Raw genomic sequence first — 19,464 nt, forward strand, 5'->3', positions numbered from 1 at the left:
TGATCACTGAGGGACCGCGAGCCGTGTCGGCACCGACCGTCCCCGCACCGTGACCAGGTCGCTCGGCTGCCACTGATCCGACTCGGCCGTCTCCGCTTCCTCGACGGCGGTCATCGACGCGATCAGCCGCCCGGGCGCGGTCTTCGCAAGCTCACTCAGCCGGGCCGCCTCGTTCACCGGATCACCGATCACCGTGTATTCGTGCCGCCGTACGTCGCCCACCGTGCCGGCCACCACGATGCCCGCGGTGATCCCGAGCCCGGCCGTTGCCTCGGGCAACTCGTCGGCCAGCCGCCGGGCCAGCTCCCGCCCCGCGGCGAGCTCACTGCCCGCCGGGTCCGGCAGCTCGGCCGGCGCGCCGAAGATCGCCAGCGCGGCGTCGCCCGCGAACTTGTTCACGAACCCGCCTTGCCGGTCCACCTCGGCGACCACGATCGCGAAGAACCGGTTGAGCAGCTGCACCACCTCGGTCGGCGGCCGCTGGTTCGCCAGCTCGGTCGAGCCGACCAGGTCGACGAACAGTACGGCGGCGAACCGCTCCTCGCCGCCGAGCCGGTCGCTGGTCAGCGCCTCCCGGACGACGCCGGGACCGACGTACCGCCCGAAGACGTCCCGGATCCGCTCGCGTTCGCGGAGCCCGTCGGTCATCCGGTTGAACCCGGCCTGCAGCGACCCCAGCTCGGTGCCGTCGAAGACCGGGATGGTGACGTCCAGCCGGCCCTCGCCGATCAGGCTCAGCGCGTCCCGCACCGAGCGGACCGGCGCCACCACGGACTTCGCCGACAACCAGGTGAGCAGGTATCCGTTGCCGAGCGCCACGATGCCCAGGGCAAGGACCACGACGGCCATCCGGGTCGTGGTCACGTCCCGCTCGATCAACGCGAGTACGGCGGCCAGCATCAGGCCAGCGACCGGTACGGCGGATCCGACCGTCCAGAAGAACAACGTCCGCGCCTTCAACCCGGCCGCGAGCAGCCGCCGCGGAGGCGACGAGTCGGCCAGCGCCCGTGCCGCGACCGGACGGAGCGCGAACTCGGTGAGCAGGTACGACACCGAGCAGGTGATGATCGCACCGTCGATCACCGTCAGCGCGACGCGCAGCGCGTTCGCGGGCTGCAGCATCAGCGTCATCACGGTGAAGAACACGGCGGCGACCAGCCAGAGGCCCGCCTCGATCAGCGTCAGCCGCAGCGGCAACTGCAGCGTGGCGATCTGCTCCTGCCGGGTGGCCGGCCGCCCCAGCTCGATCCAGCGGGTCACCCGCCGCGTCAGCCGCCGGCTCCAGACGACGCCGATCGTCATCGCGATCACGAGGTACGCCGGAATCACGATCGCGTCGACGAGTTGCAGCTGGTCGACCAGCGACGGGCCGGGCAGCACGAAGACCGCCAGTACGAACACGACCAGCGCGCCGATCAGGTTGGTACCGATGCAGAACGTGGCCATCAGGATCTGCAACCGGATCCGCAGCCGCCGGGTGCTCTGGTCGGCCGAGCCGAGCAGCCAGGACCCGAACGGCCGTCTACTCAGCACAGGCTCAGGATTCCCCTGGACGGTCCGCTGGATGGTCATACGCCCTAGTCTGCCAAGTCAGGACCGAAGCGGGGTTTTGGCACGGTGGTGCGTTTGGCCCAGATTGGCCGCCCGATCCGGCCGGGACGTGGGTACTGTTCCTCGGACGCCTCACTCGGGGAGCTTCCCTTGACGCACGATCGCCACTCCTATGCCGAGCCGGACCGGGTTCGGACGACCCATCTCGAGCTCGACCTCGCGCTCGACTTCGGTCAGCAGGTGCTGTCCGGCAGCGCGACGCACACGCTCGCCTGGACAGACGCCGCCGGGGACCGACTGGTTCTCGACACCCGCGACCTCACGGTGCTCGGTGTCGAGGGGCAGACCAACGACGGCTGGGTGCCGTTGCAGTACAGCCTCGCCGACGCCGATCCGGAGCTCGGTTCCGCTCTGACGATCACGACCGCGGGCCATCCGCGGGTGAAGGTCAGCTACCGGACCGCGCCGACCGCGACCGGTCTGCAGTGGCTGGATCCGGCGATGACGGCCGGTGGTGTACTGCCGTTCATGTTCAGCCAGTCGCAGGCGATCCACGCCCGCAGCTGGGTCCCGGTGCAGGACACCCCGAGCGTCCGGTTCAGCTACGCCGCGCACGTCACGGCGCCGCCGGAGCTGATGGTGCTGATGAGCGCCGACAACGGGACGGCCTCGCGGCGTACCGGCTCGTACGACGTGGTGATGCCCGAGCCGATCCCGTCGTACCTGCTGGCGATCGCGGCCGGCGACCTGGTGTTCGAGCCGCTCGGCGAGCGGTCCGGGGTGTGGGCCGAGCCCGCGACGGTGCGGAAGGCGGCGACCGAGTTCTCCGACACCGAGGAGATGATGCGGGTCACCGAGGAGCTGTTCGGCCCGTACCGCTGGGGCCGCTACGACCTGCTCGTGCTCCCCCCGTCCTTCCCGTACGGCGGGATGGAGAACCCGCGGATGACGTTCGCGACACCGACCGTGGTGATCGGCGACAAGTCGCTGGTCAGCGTGATCGCGCACGAGCTCGCGCACAGCTGGTCGGGCAACCTCGTCACGCAGGACAGCTGGGACGACATCTGGCTCAACGAGGGCTTCACGTCGTACGTCGAGAACCGGATCGTCGAGGCCGTGTACGGGACCGAGTTCTCGGTGATGGAGACCGCGATCAAGCAGCACGCGACCGTGGTGAAGCTGGACCCGCTGACGCCGGCCGAGCTCGCGGTCGAGCTGCCCGGGCTGCACCACCGGTCGGAGTACCACGGGACGACGTCGACCGGGCCGCTGAAGGGGTCGTGGTTCCTGTCCTGGCTGGAGGAGCGGTTCGCGCGGGAGGTGTTCGATCCGTTCCTGCGCGGGTACTTCGACCGGTTCGCGTTCCGCAGCATCAACACCGACGACTTCGTCGAGCACCTGCGCGAGCACCTGATCACGCCGCGCCCGGACGTGGTGACGGATGCCGAGCTGGCCGCGTGGCTGTACGAGCCGGGCATCCCGGCGTTCGCGGAGCGGGCGGTGTCGGCGCGGTTCCAGGTCGTTGACGAGGCGCGCAGTATGTGGCTGACGACGGGCGAGCTGCCGCACGGCGCGGAGCGGTGGACGACGCAGGAGTGGCTGCGGTTCCTGGACGCGGCTCCCGACGTACTGAGCCCGTTGTTGCTGCAGCAACTGGACCGCGCGTTCGGCCTGACCGGCACCGCGAACGGCGAGATCGCCCGCCGCTGGTACCAGATCGTTGCCGCCAGCAGCTACGAGGCGGCGTACGCCGAAATGGCCGAGTTCCTGACCATGGTCGGCCGGATGAAACTGGTCCTGCCCGTCTACCAGGCCCTGGCCGGCACCGACCGAGCCTTCGCCGCCGAAGTCTTCGCCAAGGCCCGCCCCGGCTACCACCCCATCACAACAGCAGCGGTGCAGAAGATCCTGGGTCAATGAGGTCCAGCTTGCGGCGGTGGACCTGGCGCTGCGGGCGGTAGCCCAGGCGGTCGTTGGTGCGGCGCATCGGGGTGTTGGTGTCGACGGTGTCGGTGAGGAGGCCGTCGAGGTCGGGGAAGCGGTGGCGGACTTCGTGGATCTGGGCGGCCTTCATCCACAGCGCCAGCCCGCGGCCGCGGTGCTCCGGCAGGACGGCCGTGCCGTACAGCTGACCGTCGCCCTTCCCGTCACCCGGTACGACGACCTCGGTGAAGCCGGCCATCCGCCCGGCGCGGTCCAAGGCCGCGACGACGGACAGGTGGTCGCCGCGCTGCTCGATCAACCGTGCCGCGTGCCGGGTCCGATCGACGTCCCACACGTCGGCCCCGGCCGAGATCGACCCGGTCGGAGCGTCGGCCATCCCGGCTCGCGCATCGGTGAACGTCTGCACGAGATCGTCCGGCGCGACCCCCTCCCACGACACCAGCCGATACCCGGGAACAGCAGGTACGTCGGGTGTCCGGTGGGCGAGGTCGAGCCGCGCGTAGACCAGCGTCAGCCCGATCCCGAACCCTTGCTGCTGCAGGAACCGGTCGCCGGCCGACCCGGCGTCGACGTCGGTGATCAGCGTCCGTATGTCGTGGTCGCGCGCGCTGCCGGCCACCGCGCGCAGCAGCAGCGTGCCGATCCCGTGCCGGCGTTCGGCCGGATGCACTGTCAGCTCGAAGTCCGCGAGATGCGCATGCGTACCGCGGCTGTCCAGCCGGAGGAACGCGGATCCGGCCGGCGTACCGTCGCCGTGCGCGGCCAGCCACGCGATCCGGCGGCTGAACGGACGGTAGTCGGGGTCGGTGAGCGGAATCAGTGTGATGGTCAAGCCGTCAACATAACGCGATCAGCGGCCGACGGCGTAGCCCTGCATGCCGCGGGGGTTCGCGGCTGCTGCGAGGATCCCGTCGGATTCCTTGCGTACGGCGCACAGGCGGCCGAGGCTCCACGGATCCGACTCGGTGACGACGTGCCCACGCCGTACCAAGTCGTCACGGACGTGCGCGCCGACCCGGCTCTCCACGACCAACCCGCCCGGCTCGGTCGCCCGCGGGTAGAACGACGACGGGAATCCGGTGGTGTGCCACGCCGGCGCATCGATCGCCTCCTGCAGCTCGAGGCCCGCACCGAGATGCCGCAACAGGAACAGCAACTGCCACTGATCCTGCTGATCACCACCAGGCGACCCGCACGCCATCACCGCCGCCCCGTCGCGCAGTACGAGCGTCGGAGTCAGTGTCGTCCGCGGCCGCTTGCCCGGGGCCAGTGACGCCGGCAACCCCTCCTCGAGCCAGAACATCTGCGCGCGACTCCCGAGACAGAACCCGAGCTCCGGAATCGTCGGCGACGACTGCAACCACCCGCCGCTCGGCGTCGCCGAGATCATGTTCCCCCACCGGTCGACGACATCCACATGACACGTGTCTCCCCGCATCTCGCCGACCGGCGACACCGTCGGCTCCCCGGTCGTCGCATCGCCCGTCTCGTTGCCGGCAGCAACCGACGGCAGCACCGGCGCGCGTCCGTCCGGCCGACCGGGACGGAGCTCCAGCGACGCGTCCGCTCCGACCAGCTTCGCCCGCTCGGCGGCGTACGCGGGGGAGAGGAGCGTCTCCAGCGGTACGTCGGCGGCGTCGCCGTACCAGGCCTCGCGATCGGCGTACGACAGCTTCATCACCTCGACCGTCGTGTGCACGCCCTCCGCGCTGTCGAGGTCGACCTCGCCGAGTGCCGCGAGTACGGCGAGCGACTGCAGCAGCGCCGGGCCCTGGCCCCACGGACCGGTCTTCGCGACAGTGTACCCGTTCCAGTCGTACGTCGCCGGGTCCTCCCAGCTCGCCTCGAACGCGGCCAGGTCCGCGCCGGTGATCAGCCCGCCATGATCCTCGCCGCTCGAGTCCCGGTGCGGAATCCGCGAGAACCTGTCGATCGCGTCCGCGACGAACCCTTCCCGCCACGCCTTCCTGGCCCCCTCGATCTGCTCCTGCCGATCGGCGCCGGTGGCTTCCCGCACCAGCCGTTCGAGGGTGTCGGCGTACGCCGCGTTGCTGAACCGCCCCGTCACCGGACGCCCGTCCTTCAGCCAGAGCGCGGCCGACGTAGGCCAGTGCTGCTCGAACAGCTCCTGCACCGTCGCGATCGTGTCCGCGATCCGCGGCACCAGCGGGTGCCCGTTCCGCGCATACTCGATGGCCGGCTCGAGTACGACGCTGAGCGGCAGCGTGCCGTGATCGCGGAGCAGGAGCAGCCAGGCGTCGACCGCGCCGGGAACGGTCGCCGCGAGCGGTCCGGACCCGGGAACGAGGGTGAGCCCGAGCGACCGGTAGTGCTCGATGGTCGCAGCGGCCGGCGCGACACCTTGCCCGGACAGCACCCGCGGCGCCGGGTCGTCCGCGGTCGCGATGATCGCCGGTACCTCACCGCCCGGGCCGTTGAGGTGCGGCTCGACCACGTGCAGCACGAACCCGGCAGCGGCGCCCGCATCGAACGCGTTCCCGCCGAGCTCGAGAATCCGCATCGCCGACTGCGACGCGAGCCAATGCGTGGACGAGACCATCCCGAACGTACCGCGCAGCGTCGGACGGGTGGTGAAGGTCATGGGGCCTCCCGGCCTGGACTGAGGAGTGGAGGGAGCGAAGTGACCGGAGCGACGAGGGAAGATCGGGAGCAACAGCCCCGTGACATCGCCGGCGCCGGGGGCCCGGCAATATGCACTGTCATGGAGCGGCTCCTTGGGTGCGGCGTACGTCTGGTCCGGTTCCGTCGTCGGTCACGAGGTGGCAGGCCACCTGGTGTCCACCTTCGCCGATCGTGCGCGGTTCCGGCGCGACCGTCCGGCATGTGTCCACCGCGACCGGGCATCTGGTGTGGACGCGGCAGCCGGGCGGCGGGTCGATCGCCGACGGGAGGTCGTCGCCGAGCGGCCTTGCTGAAGCCGGAGTGGCTCGCCGCCGATGTCGCCGACCGAGGATCCGGCCGGTTCGCTCGACCCGGGGTCAGAACCAGCGCGACCACGGCCGCGCCGGTCCCGACAAGGTTCCCGCGGCCGGTACCAGCCTGCACAAGTGATTCGGCGAGCCCTTGCGACCTGCCGCCGGGACCGTCAGACCAGGCCGTCAAACCGTGACCGGATAGGTCAGGTCCCCTTGAGGTACGGCATGGTCGCCGAGTGCGAGCGCCATCAGGTTCGGGCCGTCGTACTGCGGGTGATGGATGCCGAACCCGGTCGCTTGCCGGAAGCCGAACCGAGGGTAGTACTCCGCGTGTCCGAGCACGACGACAGCAGGCTCGACGCGATCACGCGCCGTCGCGAGCGCGGCCCGCACGGCGGCGCCACCGGCCCCTCGGCGCTGGTACGCCGGCAGCACGGCGACCGGTCCGAGCGACAGGATCGGTACGTCGCCGACGTGACAGCGGGTGAGCAACGCGTAGGCGACCGGCCGGTCGTCGGGGGTGGTGGCAACGAACATCAGCCCCGGGATCCAGGCGGCCGGCTCGGCGCGGTGCGCGTCGAGGAAGCCGACCTCGAACTCGCGGCCGAAGGCGTCCCGGGTGATGTCGCGAAGGGTTTCTACGTCGGATTCGGTCTCGACACGGGTGTTCCAGGAGTTGGACAACGGAGGTCCCTTTCAAGAGTCGGAGAGTGCGGTTGAACGACCGTGTTCGCTGCCGGACGTGCGGCAGCGCGGAATCGCGCGATCATCAACCCACCTCCTTCACTCCGAAACCCGGACCAACTTTAGGCGAGTGTGGGGCGTCAGTCATGCGAGTTTGCCGACGCCGCCGAACGAGGCGAACTTCAGGAGAGGCGCTCGCAGGTCTGCTCGCCATGAGCCCAGTCCTGACTCACCACTCGACGACGAGCGGGTCCTTGGACGGCGGCCCGCTCGGCGTCCAGATGCCGTCGATCAGCCGGTACGGATGCCACCGACCTTCACGATCGAGGCGGAGCTGCGTGTCCGGACCGAGCGTCAACTGGTTGGCCCACGCGGTGATGGTGAGGTCGTCGTCGGCCGCCTGCAGCTCGGTCCGCCCTCGGTTCAGCTCGGCCGCGTCGGGCGTCCAGGTGTGTGCCAGTACGTCGAGACCGGGCGCACCGCCGTACCGCCAGGCTTGGATGCCGAGGGCAAGCTCTTCGCCGGCGCCGAGGTGGGGAAAGTCGGCGGCCAAGCGGATGGTGTCGTGCCACTCGTCCAGCGGCTGCGGTACGGCGGCGTTGTGCAGCAGCGCGCCCAGGATCGACCGGGCACGCCGGGCCGCGTCGAGAACGAGCAGCTGCAACGTCGCCGGGCCGAACCCGTCCGGCGGCTCGATCCCCACGACGGCGAGCTGCTCGATCGTGACCTTCGCTGGCAGTTCGGGCGGCTCGGGGAGGTCGGCGGTCGGAGTCGTGACGACGTCGGCGATCGGGACACCGGCTTCGACGGGACGGGTCGACGAGGCCTGCAACTCGTCGAGGAGCGCTTCCCGCGTACGCCCGCGGAGCAGGAGCAGTACGAACGGATCCGCGTCGAGGAGCCACGCGACCTGGTAGCAGAGCGCCGCCGCGTGCTGGCAGGGGAGCTCCCACGCGTCGCACGTGCAGCTCGGATCGAGGTCGCCGATCCCCGGCAGCAGCGTGACACCCGCGTCGGACGCCGCCTCGACCAGGTCGTGCGGCATCTCGCCGTCGAGCAGCGCCGCGATGTGCCCGGCGCGCGCGGCGACCTGCTCCTGGAACCGCTGCCAGTCGTCCGCACTCAGCTCGTCGACCTGGACGACGGACTCGTACGTGTCCTCGGGGGCGTACACGGTGGCGGCGATCCGGCCCGGGCTGATCGTGATCGTGCCGACCTGCCCGGAGTTCGCGTACCGGCGGCCCCTGCGGAGCTGATCGTTGTCCAGCGAGGTGTCCTCGAGCGCCTGCACCCACGCCTTCGCCCACCACGAGCGTCCGCGCGTACTCCGCGACTGCGCGGAGAACGCCGGGAACCCCTGCGCGGCGGTCATCGCGCACCTCCGCGCAGCTCGACGAGATCGGCCAGCTCGGTGTCGGAGAGCTCGGTCAGCGCCGCCTCGCCGCCGGACAGCACCGCCGCGGCCAGCGCGCGCTTGGTCGCGAGCATGCCGGCGATCCGGTCCTCGATGGTGCCCTCGGCAATCAATCGGTGCACCTGCACCGGCCGGGTCTGCCCGATCCGGTACGCGCGATCGGTCGCCTGGTCCTCGACCGCTGGATTCCACCAGCGGTCGTAGTGCACGACATGCTCGGCGCGGGTGAGGTTCAGCCCGGTGCCCGCGGCCTTCAGCGACAGCAGGAACACCGGCACCTCACCGGCCTGGAAGCGGTCGACCATCTCCTCGCGCTGCGGGATCGGCGTACCGCCGTGCAGCAACTGGGCGCCGATCCCGCGCTCGGCCAGGTGCCGCTCGAGCAGCCGGGCCATGGCGACGTACTGCGTGAAGACGAGCACCGCGCCGTCCTCGGCGACGATCGTCTGGAGGAGTTCGTCGAGCAGCTCGAGCTTGCCGGAGCGGCCGGTCAGCCGGGCGTCGCCGGGCTCCTTGAGGTACTGCGCCGGGTGGTTGCAGATCTGCTTGAGCCCGGTCAGCAGCTTCACGATCAGGCCGCGGCGCGCCATCCGGTCGCTCGCCCGGACCTCGTCCATCAGCTCGCGGACCGTTGCCTCGTACAACACCACCTGCTCGCGGGTCAGCGACACCGGCTGGTCGGTCTCGGTCTTCGGCGGCAGCTCCGGCGCGATCCCGGGGTCGGACTTCTTCCGGCGGAGCAGGAACGGCCGGACGAGTTTCGCCAGCCGCGCGGCGACCTCCTCGTCCTTGTCGGCCTCGATCGGCGTCGCCCACTGGTTGCGGAACGTCCCGAGCCGGCCGAGCAGGCTGGGTGTGGTCCAGTCGAGGATCGCCCACAGCTCGGACAGGTTGTTCTCGACCGGGGTGCCGGTGAGCGCGACCCGTGCCTTGGCCGGGATGGTCCGCAGCGCCTTCGCCGTACCGGACGACGGGTTCTTCACGTGCTGCGCCTCGTCGGCGACGACCAGCCCCCACGGATGCCCGGCCAGTCGTACGGCGTCCCGGCGGAGCGTGCCGTACGTCGTGAGCACGAAGCCGTCCTGCGCCTCGTCGAGGGAGCGGGACGTGCCGTGGAAGCGGCGTACCGAGGTACCGGGGGCGAAGCGGCGGATCTCGCGCTCCCAGTTGCCGAGCAGCGACGCGGGACAGACGACGAGCGTCGGGCCGGCGGTGTCCTCGGATTGCCGGCGGTGCAGGTGCAGCGAGATCAACGTGATCGTCTTGCCGAGGCCCATGTCGTCGGCGAGGCAGCCGCCGAGGCCGAGCGACGTCATCCGGGTGAGCCAGCGCAGACCGCGGAGCTGGTAGTCGCGCAGTGTCGCCTCGAGACCCGGCGGGGCGGCGATCGGGTCGTCGGCGCGATCCGGGTCGGCGATCCGGGCGCGGAGGTCGTCGAGCCACTTGGCCGGGGTGACCGTGATGTGCTGACCGTCGACCTCGGTGGTGCCGGTGAGTGCGGCGCCGAGCGCGTCGATCGCGGTGACGGGTTTGAGGATCCGCTCGCGGGCCTTGCGGGCGAGCTCGGGGTCGATCAGCATCCACTGGTCGCGGAGCCGGACGACGGGGCGGGTGGACTCGGCGAGCTGGTCGAGCTCGGCCGCGGTCAGCGGGTCGTCGCCGAGCGCGACCTGCCAGCTGAAGTCGAGCGTCTTGTCGCCCTGGAAGAAGCCGGGCAGATCGCTGGGCGGACCGTCGGCCGAGGTGATCGCGGCGCGCGCGGTGAGCGATCGCCCGAGGCTGCGCGGCCAGTGCACGTCCACGCCGGCCGCCGCGAGCCGTTGGGCGGACCCGGCGAGCAGATCGGCGACGTCCTCGTCAGCCAGGTCCAAGCGATCGGGTACGGCGGAGTCGAGCAGCTGACCGAGCGGCCGCCAGACCCGTGCGGCCCGGCGGATCGCGAGCGTCGCGTCGATCCGCGCCCGCGGGCCGAACCCCGGGACGTCGGCCGACCAGACGTCGTCCGCGTCGCTGACCAGCGTCGGGTCCTTCAGGCTGTGCAGCTGTACGACGGCATCGAACGACTGCTCGGCACCCATCTCCACCCGCAACGAAATCCGCACGCCCGCGTCCAGCCCCGCGGACACCTCGTCCGCCCAGCCCCGCAACCGCTCGGCGCGTTGCGGCGCGGCCGCGGCGAACAGGTTCGTCTGATGCAGCTTCGCGGCCGCGGGTGACCGCGGCATCCCGTCCGCCACCGCATCCAGAAACTCCCGCACCAGCTCCTCACCCACCGGCAACCGCACCTCGTGACCGGATCCGCCCGACCGGGCGCCGGGCGAGCCGCCAAGCCGAGGAGCCCCGGCGTCGGGCGTGCCGGCGAGGCGAGGAGACCTGGCGCCGGGTGCGCCGCCGAGGGGAAGAGCCCGGGCGGAGAGGGGCATGGACTCGGCCAGGTCGAGGATCCGGGTGATGTCATCGGGGTCCAGCGGACCGACACGCCAGGCGTCGTGCCCGCCGGGGGAGACGCCCGGCAGGAGCTTGCCCCGCGCAACCAACTGCAGGGCGACCAGCGACGCAGCACCCCAGAACGCCGCCGACGGATGCGCCCCGGCCACCCGTCGCAGCCGCCCAAGCACCGGCACCGCCTCCGCCACAGACAACTCGACCGCCCGCACCGTCTGCAACTCCACGCCACGCGCGCGCTGCTCTACTCGACCCGCGGACTGCTCCGCCTCCGGCGTATCCAGCGCGCTCGCGCCGGGGGACACCACGCGGCCCGTGGACGCGGGGTGTGGGGAGCCGGCGTCGGGGTTGAGGGCGAGCGTGAGGTCTACCTGTCGGCCGAGGTTGAGGGGGAGGGGGGCGCCGGCGGGATCCCAGAAGGCCAGCCGGCTTGTGCGTGGTGGATCGGACGGCCGGAAGACGACGGCGTATCCGGCCAGTTCCTGCCCTGCGCCCAGCAACCCCGTGAACCTCCGTGTCGAATCGGAACAACAGACCCCAGGCATCCTCCCTCACCACACAAGGCGAACGACCACGGCGAAGGACCGGCGCCTGGATCAGACCGGCGCCTGGAGGCCCGGCAGCTTGCCGTCCCCCTCGCAGGTCCGGCACTCCTCGAGCACCCAGGCTGTGGCCGCCGGACCGGTAGGGCGGTTGCCCTGCAGATGAACGATTGCGCGGGCTACCCGAATCCCTCCACTGCCGTCACAGGTCGGGCAAATGGTGTTGATCGTCCCTTGCTCGTCCACAGCACAGTCTCTCCGGTCACCCCGCCGATGACAAAGCGTCAGCACCGTGCCCGGCCGTGTCGTACTGCGTCCGGTACAGCTCCGCGTATCGCCCGCCGGCCGCGAGCAGCTCGGCGTGCCGCCCGCGCTCGACGATCTGGCCGCCCTCGATGACCAGGATCTGGTCGGCAGCGCGGATCGTGGACAACCGGTGCGCGATCACCACCGCCGTACGGCCCGCAAGTGCCTCCGTCAGCGCCTCCTGTACGGCGGCCTCGTTCGTCGAGTCCAGCGCCGCCGTCGCCTCGTCGAGGATCACCACCCGCGGCTGCGCCAGCAGCAACCGGGCGATCGTCAGCCGCTGCCGCTCACCACCGGACAACCGGTACCCGCGCTCGCCGACGACCGTGTCCAGCTGATCCGGCAACGACCTGATCAGCTCACCGAGCCGCGCCCGCTCCAAGGCGTCCCACAGGTCCTCCTCGTCGGCCTCCGGACGCGCGAGCAGCAGGTTCTCCCGGATGGAGTCGTGGAACAGGTGCCCGTCCTGCGTCACCATCCCGAGCGTCTGCCGCAACGACTCCGCCGACACATCCCGTACGTCGGTCCCGGCCAGCCGCACCGCACCGGAGTCCACGTCGTACAGGCGTGGAATCAGCTGCGCGATCGTCGACTTGCCCGCGCCCGACGATCCGACCAGCGCGATCATCTCGCCGGGCTCCGCGCGGAACGAGACGTCGTGCAGCACCTGGACGCCGCCGCGCGTGTCCAGCTTCGCGACCTCCTCGAGCGAAGCCAGCGAGACCTTGTCCGCCGACGGGTACGCGAAGCTCACCCCGGCGAACTCGACCGCGACCGGCCCCTCCGGCACCCGCCCGGCGTCCGGCTTGTCCTTGATCAGCGGCTCCAGGTCCAGCACCTCGAAGACCCGCTCGAAGCTGACCAGCGCGGTCATCACCTCGAGCCGCGCACTCGCGAGCGCGGTCAGCGGTGAGTACAACCGGGTCAGCAGCAACGCCATCGACACCACCGCGCCGGCCTCGAGCTGGTGCCGCAACGCCAGGAAACCGCCCAGCCCGTACACCACCGCGAGCGCCAGCGCCGACACCAGCGTCAACGCGGTCACGAAGATCCACTGCACCATGGCGGTCCGTACGCCGATGTCCCGGACCCGCCGCGCCCGCACCGCGAACTCCGCCGACTCGCGCGCCGGCCGCCCGAACAGCTTCACCAGCGTCGCGCCCGGCGCCGAGAACCGCTCGGTCATCTGCGTACTCATGGTCGCGTTGTAGTTCGCCGCCTCGCGTTGCAGGCCGGCCAACCGCCCCCCGATCCGGCGGGCGGGAACGACGAAGATCGGCAGGATGACCAGCGCGAGCAGCGTGATCTGCCAGGACACGGTGAGCATGACTCCGAGCGTGAGCCCGAGCATCACCAGGTTGCTGACCACGCCCGACAAGGTGTCGCTGAACGCGCGCTGCGCCCCGATCACGTCGTTGTTCAGCCGGGAGACCAGGGCTCCGGTGCGAGTCCGGGTGAAGAACGCGATCGGCATCCGCTGGATGTGGTCGAACACCGCCGTCCGCAGATCCAGGATCAGCCCTTCGCCGATCTGCGCCGACAGCCACCGGGTCATCATGCTCAGCCCGGCCTCCGCGATCGCGATCACCGCGATCAGCACCGCGAGCCTCAGCACGACGCCGAAGGCCTTGCCGCCGACGATCGCGTCGACGACCTTGCCGGCGAGCACCGGCGTCGCGACCGCGAGCACGGCTGCCCCGACGCTCAGCACGAGGAACCAGACCACCTGGGTCCGGTGCGGGCGTGCGAACGCCAGGATCCGCCGCAGGGTCGCGCGGGAGAACGGTCTCTTGTCGTCCTGGGCGTGCATTGCGTGGTACAGCGAGTTCCACGCGGTCATTTCCATGCTCACGGCAGTGCTCCGCAGGTTCGGTCGGCTGGGGACGTCGATGATTCCGTACTCCACCGACAAAAACCGACCGTAGGACCTCGACATTGCTTGAGGTCAATCCCTCCGGGAGCAACTCGTCGCCAAAATGGAGTTGTGAGTGAGTACTCACTCAGTTACCTTGGATCGCGTGAGCCCACGAGCGACCCCACTGCCCCCCGAAGAGCGCCGCGCCGCGATCATCGAGGCGACGCTGCCGTTGCTCGAGGAGTTCGGTCCCGAGGTCAGCACCAAGCAGATCGCCGAGGCCGCCGGGGTCGCGGAGGGCACGATCTTCCGCGCGTTCGGCAGCAAGGACGCGCTGATCAGCGCGGTGATGATGACCGCGCTGGACACCTCGGAGCTGATCAGCGGCCTGGAGGCGGTCGAGCGCTCGCTGCCGTTGCGCGAGCGGACGATCGCCGCCGTCGAGGTCGGCCAGCGGCGACTGAGCAGTGTCTTCCGGCTGATGCTGTCGATGCGGTTGCGGCAGCCGCCGGACTTCAAGCAGACGCCGATCGACGAGGCGCGCCGCAAGCGGCAGTCCGACCAGGCGAACTCGGCGTTCGCCGATCTGCTGCGGCCGGACGCCGACCAGTTGCGGCGGCCGCCCGAAGAAGTGGTCCGGATGATCGGCCTGATCACGTTCTCGGCCACCCACCCAATGATTTCCGGCGGCCACGTGCTGACCGCCGAGGAGATCGTCGACCTGGCGTTCGACGGTCTCCTCAAGCACGACAGGAAGCAACACACCGGTCAGCCACCGGCCACCGAGGACGTCGTCGAGTTCGCACCCGTCGGCGCCCGCCGTCACGACTCTGGGGATGATTGATGTTAGTTCGAGTCTTGCGTACGCACTTGCGTCCGTACGCGGGAAACCTGCTCCTGGTGGTGGTCCTGCAGCTTGTCGGGACGATCGCCTCCCTCTACCTGCCCACCCTGAACGCCGACATCATCGACAACGGGGTGGCCAAGGGCGACACCGGCTACATCGTCGGCACCGGCGGCTGGATGCTCGGCGTCAGCCTGGTGCAGATCGCCTGCACGATCGTCGCGGTGTACTTCGGCGCGAAGACCGCCGCACTGTTCGGCCGCGACGTCCGGGCGGCCGTGTTCCACCGGGTCGGGGAGTTCTCCGCCCGTGAGGTCAACCAGTTCGGCGCGCCGACGCTGATCTCCCGCAGTACCAACGACGTACAGCAGATCCAGATGCTTGTCGTGATGACTACGACGATGCTGGTGGCGGCGCCGATCACGATGATCGGCGGCGTGATCATGGCGGTCCGTCAGGATGTCGGGCTGTCCTGGCTGGTCGTGGTGGCCGTGCCGCTGCTGGCCGGCTGCGTCGGGTTCATCGCGAGCCGGATGGTCCCGCAGTTCCGCAAGATGCAGAAGAACATCGACGGCGTGAACCGGGTGCTGCGCGAGCAGATCACCGGGATCCGGGTGGTCCGGGCGTTCGTCCGCGAGCCACACGAGGTCGAGCGGTTCGGCGAGGCGAACGCGAACCTGACCGACACCGCGATCCGCGCGGGCCGCCTGATGGCGCTGGTGTTCCCGACCGTGATGCTGATCCTGAACGTCTCCAGCGTCGCGGTGCTGTGGTTCGGTGCCTCGCGGATCGAGGACGGCAAGATGCAGGTCGGGGCCTTGACCGCGTTCCTGAGCTACCTGATCCAGATCCTGTTCTCGGTGATGATGGGCGTGTTCGTGATGATCATGGTGCCGCGGGCTTCGGTCTGCGCGGACCGGATCTCCGAGGTCCTGGACACCGAGTCGTCGGTGCGGCCGCCGGTCACGCCGATCAAGAGCTTCACCGGTCGCGGTCAGCTGGTCTTCGAGCGGGCCTCGTTCAAGTACCCGGGCGCCGCGGAGCCGGTGCTGCGGGACATCAGCTTCGTCGCCTCGCCGGGTCAGACGACCGCGATCATCGGTAGTACCGGCGCGGGAAAGACCACGTTGCTCTCGCTGGTGCCGCGGTTGTTCGACGCGACCGACGGGCGGGTGCTCGTCGACGGTATCGACGTACGTGACATCGAGCCCGAGGCACTCTGGGAGCGGATCGGGCTGGTGCCGCAGCGGCCGTACCTGTTCTCCGGGACGGTGGCGAGCAACCTGCGGTACGGCAACCCGGACGCGACCGACGAGGAGCTCTGGGAAGCCCTGACGATTGCTCAGGGCAAGGACTTCGTCGAGGCGATGCCGGACGGCCTGGAGTCCTCGATCGCGCAGGGCGGTACGAACGTGTCCGGCGGTCAGCGGCAGCGGCTCGCGATCGCGCGGGCGCTGGTCCGGAAACCGGAGATCTACCTGTTCGACGACTCGTTCTCGGCGCTCGACCTGGCGACCGACGCCCGGCTGCGGGCGGCGCTCCGGCCGATCACCCGGGAGGCGTGCATGGTGATCGTGGCGCAACGCGTCTCGACGATCATCGACGCCGACCAGATCGTGGTGATCGAGGACGGCGCGATCGTCGGCAAGGGCACCCATGAGGAGTTGCTCGACAGCTGTCCGACGTACGTCGAGATCGTCGAGTCCCAGCGTTCCGCGGAGGAGGCGGCATGAGCGAGAAAGAGAAGCCGTCCTCGAACGGTGAGCGTCCGCAGGACCAGATCGCGAACGGGCAGGCGCCGAACGGGCAGGCATCGAACGGGCAGGCACCGGAGGGTGGCGGGCCGGCGACCGTGAAGGCGACCGAGCGGCCGACCAGCGGTCGCGCGTTCGGGCCGCCCGGAGGTATTCCGGGCGACAAGTCCATGAACTTCCTGCCCTCGGCGAAGCGGCTGCTCGGCCGGCTGCGTCCGCACCGGGTGCAGGTGGCGGGCGTCGTCCTGCTGGCGATCTTCAGCGTCGGCCTGTCGGTGCTCGGCCCGAAGATCCTCGGTCGCGCGACCGACATCATCTTCGCCGGCGCGATCGGCAAACACCTGCCGAGCGGGCTCACCAAGGCCCAGGTGATCGAGCAGACCCGTGCCTCCGGCAACGGCCGGCTCGCGGACCTGCTGCAGGGGATCGACCTGGTCCCGGGCGTCGGCATCGACTTCAGTGCCCTGCGCAACGTCCTGCTGCTGGTGCTCGTGCTGTACGTGGGCGCGTTCTTCCTGTCCTGGGCGCAGGGCTACATCCTGAACGGTGTCGTCCAGCGGACCATTCTCGGTCTGCGGGCCGAGGTCGAGGAGAAGCTGAACAAGCTGCCGCTGAGCTACTTCGACGGCGCGCCGCGCGGTGAGCTGCTCAGCCGGGTCACCAACGACATCGACAACATCTCCACCAGCCTGCAGCAGACGCTGAGCCAGCTGCTCACCTCGCTGCTGACGGTGATCGGCGTGATCGCGATGATGTTCGTGATCTCCCCGGTGCTGGCGCTGATCGCGCTGGTCACGATCCCGATCTCGATGGTGCTGACCGCGGTGATCGCGAAGCGCTCGCAGGTCCGGTTCGTCGCCCAGTGGCGGCACACCGGCGCGCTGAACGGCCAGATCGAGGAGGCGTTCACCGGGCACGAGCTGGTCAAGGTGTTCGGCCGCCAGAAGGAGATCGAGGCCAGCTTCAACGCGAAGAACGACGAACTGTTCAAGGCCTCGTTCGGTGCGCAGTTCATCTCCGGGCTGATCATGCCGCTGATGATGTTCATCGGGAACGTGAACTACGTGGTGATCGCGGTGATCGGCGGTCTGCGGGTGGCGTCCGGCACGATGTCGCTGGGCGACGTCCAGGCGTTCATCCAGTACTCCCGGCAGTTCACCCAGCCGCTCACCCAGGTGGCCTCGATGGCGAACCTGCTGCAGTCGGGTGTGGCATCGGCCGAGCGCGTCTTCGAGGTACTGGACGCGGAGGAGCAGGTGCCGGAGGACGCGACCCCGGAGAAGGTCACCGACGCCCGTGGGCGGGTCGAGTTCGAGCACGTGTCGTTCTCGTACGACCCGGCGAAGCCGCTGATCACCGACTTGAGCCTGGTCGCCGAGCCCGGCCAGACGGTCGCGATCGTCGGCCCGACCGGTGCCGGCAAGACCACGCTGGTGAACCTGATCATGCGGTTCTACGAGCTGAACGGCGGCAAGATCACGCTCGACGGTGTCGACATCACCGACCTCACCCGGCACGATCTGCGGTCGCGGATCGGCATGGTGCTGCAGGACACCTGGCTGTTCGGCGGCACGATCCGGGACAACCTGCTGTACGGCAACCTGGACGCCACCGAGGAGGACATGCTCGCGGCCGCCAAGGCGACGTACGTCGACCGCTTCGTGCACAGCCTCCCCGACGGCTACGACACGGTCATCGACGAGGAAGGCAGCAACGTCAGTGCCGGTGAGAAGCAGCTCCTCACTATCGCCCGCGCGTTCCTGGCCGATCCCCAGTTGCTGATCCTCGACGAGGCGACGAGCTCGGTCGATACCCGTACGGAGGTGCTGGTCCAACGCGCCATGGCCGCCCTGCGCTCCGACCGCACCAGCTTCGTCATCGCCCACCGCCTGTCCACCATCCGCGACGCCGACCTGATCCTCGTCATGGAGGACGGCGCCATCGTCGAACAGGGGACCCACACCGAACTCCTCGCCCTGAACGGCGCCTACGCCCGCCTCTACAACGCCCAGTTCAGCGGCGCAGTAGTAGACATCGACGAAGAAGCGGCCACCCTGGCAACCCCGGCCCCAGCAGGCCGCCCGATGTCCCGTTAACCACACCGGAACGGGGACGCCACAGCGGCGTCCCCGTTCTGCTGCCTGTGGACAACTTCCGCGAGACTTGCGCTGACCGTGGCGTACTTGAGCCATGGCGACTGACGCGGGCCCGGTACGGCGACGTGGCAACCAACGGCCGCAGCTGGTCGGATCGAAGCTGCACCATCAGGGGCTGAAGTTCCCGCAGGTCGACGGAATCCGGCGGGTCGCGTCGCGCGTGGATCCAGCGGACACGGTCGGTGGCTTTCGGCTGTTGAGTGACTACTTGCAGATGCGCCGAGTGCCGGTGGGCCGGACGTGACGTTCAACCCGGCGATGGAGATCACCACGAGTCCGCGCTCTACCAACGCTGGGGTCGGCCGGACGCGCGTCCGTGGGAGCGGGTGCTGCGCGAGCACCTTGACCGCTGGATGGCGAAGTACCCGGGATCCATGCAGCACGACGCGATGTCGATCTCGGCTGACTATGTCGCCTTCAGGGAGTGGCTGGCGGCGGCGCTCGGTTAGCGGGGAGTGCGGCGGGCGTAGGCGCGGGCGGCTCGGGCTCGGTCGCCGCAGCGGGTGGAGCACCAGTGGCGGCGGCCGTGCGGGATCAGGTACCGGTTGCACGGGGTGGCTTCGCAGGCGATCAGGGGTTCCCTGCTGGTCAGGAGGTCGGCCGCGTTGGCTGAGATGGTGGCCATGGCGTGTTCGAGGATCTTGTTCGTGGGGCAGGGTGCGGCGCGGTAGGGCCCGGTTTTGTCGTCCCAGCGGAGGAGCGGCGCGGTGGGGATCCGGGTCAGGGCATCGTTGACGGCGTCGAGGGCCGTCGGGAGAGCCGGAGCGTCGGCCAGGCGGGCGGCGAAGAGCGAGCGGATGTGTTCGCGAAGGGCGCGGAGTTGAGTCGCACACAGCTCCTGTACGTCGGCGTTCTCGGAGGCGAGGTTGTGCGCGGCCAGCCAGCTGTTGACGGACGCGGGGTTGCCGAGCAGGTCGACGTACTGGCCGTTGGGGAGGGCGATCGCGGTGTTCGCGAAGTCCAGCGCGAGCCAGGTGTCCGCGCCGGGCGCGGGCGGAAGCGGTGCATCCAGCATGCCTCTCATGGTACAGGT

General features: G+C 69.9%; 14 protein-coding genes. 5 read left to right on the top strand and 9 right to left on the bottom strand.

Features of this window, described 5'->3' with window-relative positions; translation table 11 throughout:
* Positions 1 to 3: 3 nt before the first annotated feature.
* A complete protein-coding gene (locus tag JOF29_RS18700) occupies positions 4 to 1,572 on the bottom strand; it encodes an adenylate/guanylate cyclase domain-containing protein (RefSeq protein WP_209695454.1) in 1,569 nt (522 codons plus the stop codon).
* Positions 1,573 to 1,701: 129 nt separating this feature from the next.
* Here JOF29_RS18700 and JOF29_RS18705 point away from each other — a divergent pair, with 129 nt between their 5' ends.
* A complete protein-coding gene (locus JOF29_RS18705; RefSeq protein ID WP_209695455.1) occupies positions 1,702 to 3,471 on the top strand; it encodes a M1 family metallopeptidase in 1,770 nt (589 codons plus the stop codon).
* Here the strand turns inward: JOF29_RS18705 and JOF29_RS18710 are convergent.
* The 7 genes from JOF29_RS18710 to JOF29_RS18740 all read right to left on the bottom strand — a co-directional run bounded on the left by JOF29_RS18710 (position 3,434) and on the right by JOF29_RS18740 (position 13,662).
* The gene (locus JOF29_RS18710; protein ID WP_209695456.1) at positions 3,434 to 4,327 is read right to left on the bottom strand and encodes a GNAT family N-acetyltransferase; all 894 of its coding nucleotides are present in this window, start codon (positions 4,325 to 4,327) and stop codon (positions 3,434 to 3,436) included. The two genes, JOF29_RS18705 and JOF29_RS18710, sit on opposite strands and share 38 nt — an antisense overlap.
* A gap of 18 nt (positions 4,328 to 4,345) precedes the next feature.
* A complete protein-coding gene (locus JOF29_RS18715) occupies positions 4,346 to 6,097 on the bottom strand; it encodes a gamma-glutamyltransferase family protein (RefSeq protein ID WP_209695457.1) in 1,752 nt (583 codons plus the stop codon).
* 118 nt (positions 6,098 to 6,215) lie between these two features.
* On the bottom strand, positions 6,216 to 6,470 hold the full coding sequence (locus JOF29_RS18720) for an oligopeptide/dipeptide ABC transporter ATP-binding protein (RefSeq protein WP_307863564.1): 255 nt from the start codon (positions 6,468 to 6,470) through the stop codon (positions 6,216 to 6,218).
* Between the two features lie 144 nt (positions 6,471 to 6,614).
* Positions 6,615 to 7,115, bottom strand: a complete 501-nt coding sequence (locus tag JOF29_RS18725) for a GNAT family N-acetyltransferase (protein WP_209695458.1) — start codon at positions 7,113 to 7,115, stop codon at positions 6,615 to 6,617.
* Positions 7,116 to 7,344: 229 nt separating this feature from the next.
* Positions 7,345 to 8,487 carry an SWIM zinc finger family protein gene (locus JOF29_RS18730; RefSeq protein ID WP_209695459.1) on the bottom strand — a complete coding sequence of 381 codons (1,143 nt, stop codon included), beginning with the start codon at positions 8,485 to 8,487 and terminating at the stop codon, positions 7,345 to 7,347.
* Complete coding sequence (locus tag JOF29_RS18735) at positions 8,484 to 11,474, bottom strand: SCO1167/SCO6262 family helicase (RefSeq protein ID WP_245357660.1); 2,991 nt, start codon at positions 11,472 to 11,474, stop codon at positions 8,484 to 8,486. Before JOF29_RS18735 ends, JOF29_RS18730 begins: the two co-directional genes overlap by 4 nt.
* A gap of 304 nt (positions 11,475 to 11,778) precedes the next feature.
* Positions 11,779 to 13,662 carry an ABC transporter ATP-binding protein gene (locus JOF29_RS18740; RefSeq protein WP_209696204.1) on the bottom strand — a complete coding sequence of 628 codons (1,884 nt, stop codon included), beginning with the start codon at positions 13,660 to 13,662 and terminating at the stop codon, positions 11,779 to 11,781.
* Between the two features lie 178 nt (positions 13,663 to 13,840).
* Between JOF29_RS18740 and JOF29_RS18745 the strand changes: the two genes are divergently transcribed.
* From JOF29_RS18745 to JOF29_RS18760, 4 genes are all read left to right on the top strand, one after another.
* Positions 13,841 to 14,521 (top strand): TetR/AcrR family transcriptional regulator, encoded by a 681-nt coding sequence (locus JOF29_RS18745; RefSeq protein WP_307863449.1) that lies wholly within the window; start codon positions 13,841 to 13,843, stop codon positions 14,519 to 14,521.
* The gene (locus JOF29_RS18750) at positions 14,521 to 16,254 is read left to right on the top strand and encodes an ABC transporter ATP-binding protein (protein WP_209695460.1); all 1,734 of its coding nucleotides are present in this window, start codon (positions 14,521 to 14,523) and stop codon (positions 16,252 to 16,254) included. Before JOF29_RS18745 ends, JOF29_RS18750 begins: the two co-directional genes overlap by 1 nt.
* On the top strand, positions 16,251 to 18,371 hold the full coding sequence (locus JOF29_RS18755) for an ABC transporter ATP-binding protein (protein ID WP_372446305.1): 2,121 nt from the start codon (positions 16,251 to 16,253) through the stop codon (positions 18,369 to 18,371). Before JOF29_RS18750 ends, JOF29_RS18755 begins: the two co-directional genes overlap by 4 nt.
* A gap of 94 nt (positions 18,372 to 18,465) precedes the next feature.
* The gene (locus JOF29_RS18760) at positions 18,466 to 18,675 is read left to right on the top strand and encodes a hypothetical protein (protein WP_209695461.1); all 210 of its coding nucleotides are present in this window, start codon (positions 18,466 to 18,468) and stop codon (positions 18,673 to 18,675) included.
* A 201-nt stretch (positions 18,676 to 18,876) separates the two neighbouring features.
* On the opposite strand, the gene JOF29_RS18765 is transcribed toward JOF29_RS18760, so the two are convergent.
* On the bottom strand, positions 18,877 to 19,446 hold the full coding sequence (locus JOF29_RS18765) for a CGNR zinc finger domain-containing protein (protein ID WP_209695462.1): 570 nt from the start codon (positions 19,444 to 19,446) through the stop codon (positions 18,877 to 18,879).
* Positions 19,447 to 19,464: the final 18 nt, after the last annotated feature.

The sequence above is a fragment of the Kribbella aluminosa genome, assembly GCF_017876295.1.
GTDB classification, from domain to species: domain Bacteria; phylum Actinomycetota; class Actinomycetes; order Propionibacteriales; family Kribbellaceae; genus Kribbella; species Kribbella aluminosa.

Excerpts from the sequence above, each read along its gene's own strand:
- JOF29_RS18750 (WP_209695460.1), top strand. The coding sequence starts at position 14,521 with ATGTTAGTTCGAGTCTTGCGTACGCACTTGCGTCCGTACGCGGGAAAC.
- JOF29_RS18760 (WP_209695461.1), top strand. The coding sequence starts at position 18,466 with ATGGCGACTGACGCGGGCCCGGTACGGCGACGTGGCAACCAACGGCCG.
- JOF29_RS18755 (WP_372446305.1), top strand. The coding sequence starts at position 16,251 with ATGAGCGAGAAAGAGAAGCCGTCCTCGAACGGTGAGCGTCCGCAGGAC.
- JOF29_RS18700 (WP_209695454.1), bottom strand. The coding sequence starts at position 1,572 with ATGACCATCCAGCGGACCGTCCAGGGGAATCCTGAGCCTGTGCTGAGT.
- JOF29_RS18740 (WP_209696204.1), bottom strand. The coding sequence starts at position 13,662 with ATGACCGCGTGGAACTCGCTGTACCACGCAATGCACGCCCAGGACGAC.
- JOF29_RS18765 (WP_209695462.1), bottom strand. The coding sequence starts at position 19,446 with ATGCTGGATGCACCGCTTCCGCCCGCGCCCGGCGCGGACACCTGGCTC.
- JOF29_RS18730 (WP_209695459.1), bottom strand. The coding sequence starts at position 8,487 with ATGACCGCCGCGCAGGGGTTCCCGGCGTTCTCCGCGCAGTCGCGGAGT.
- JOF29_RS18715 (WP_209695457.1), bottom strand. The coding sequence starts at position 6,097 with ATGACCTTCACCACCCGTCCGACGCTGCGCGGTACGTTCGGGATGGTC.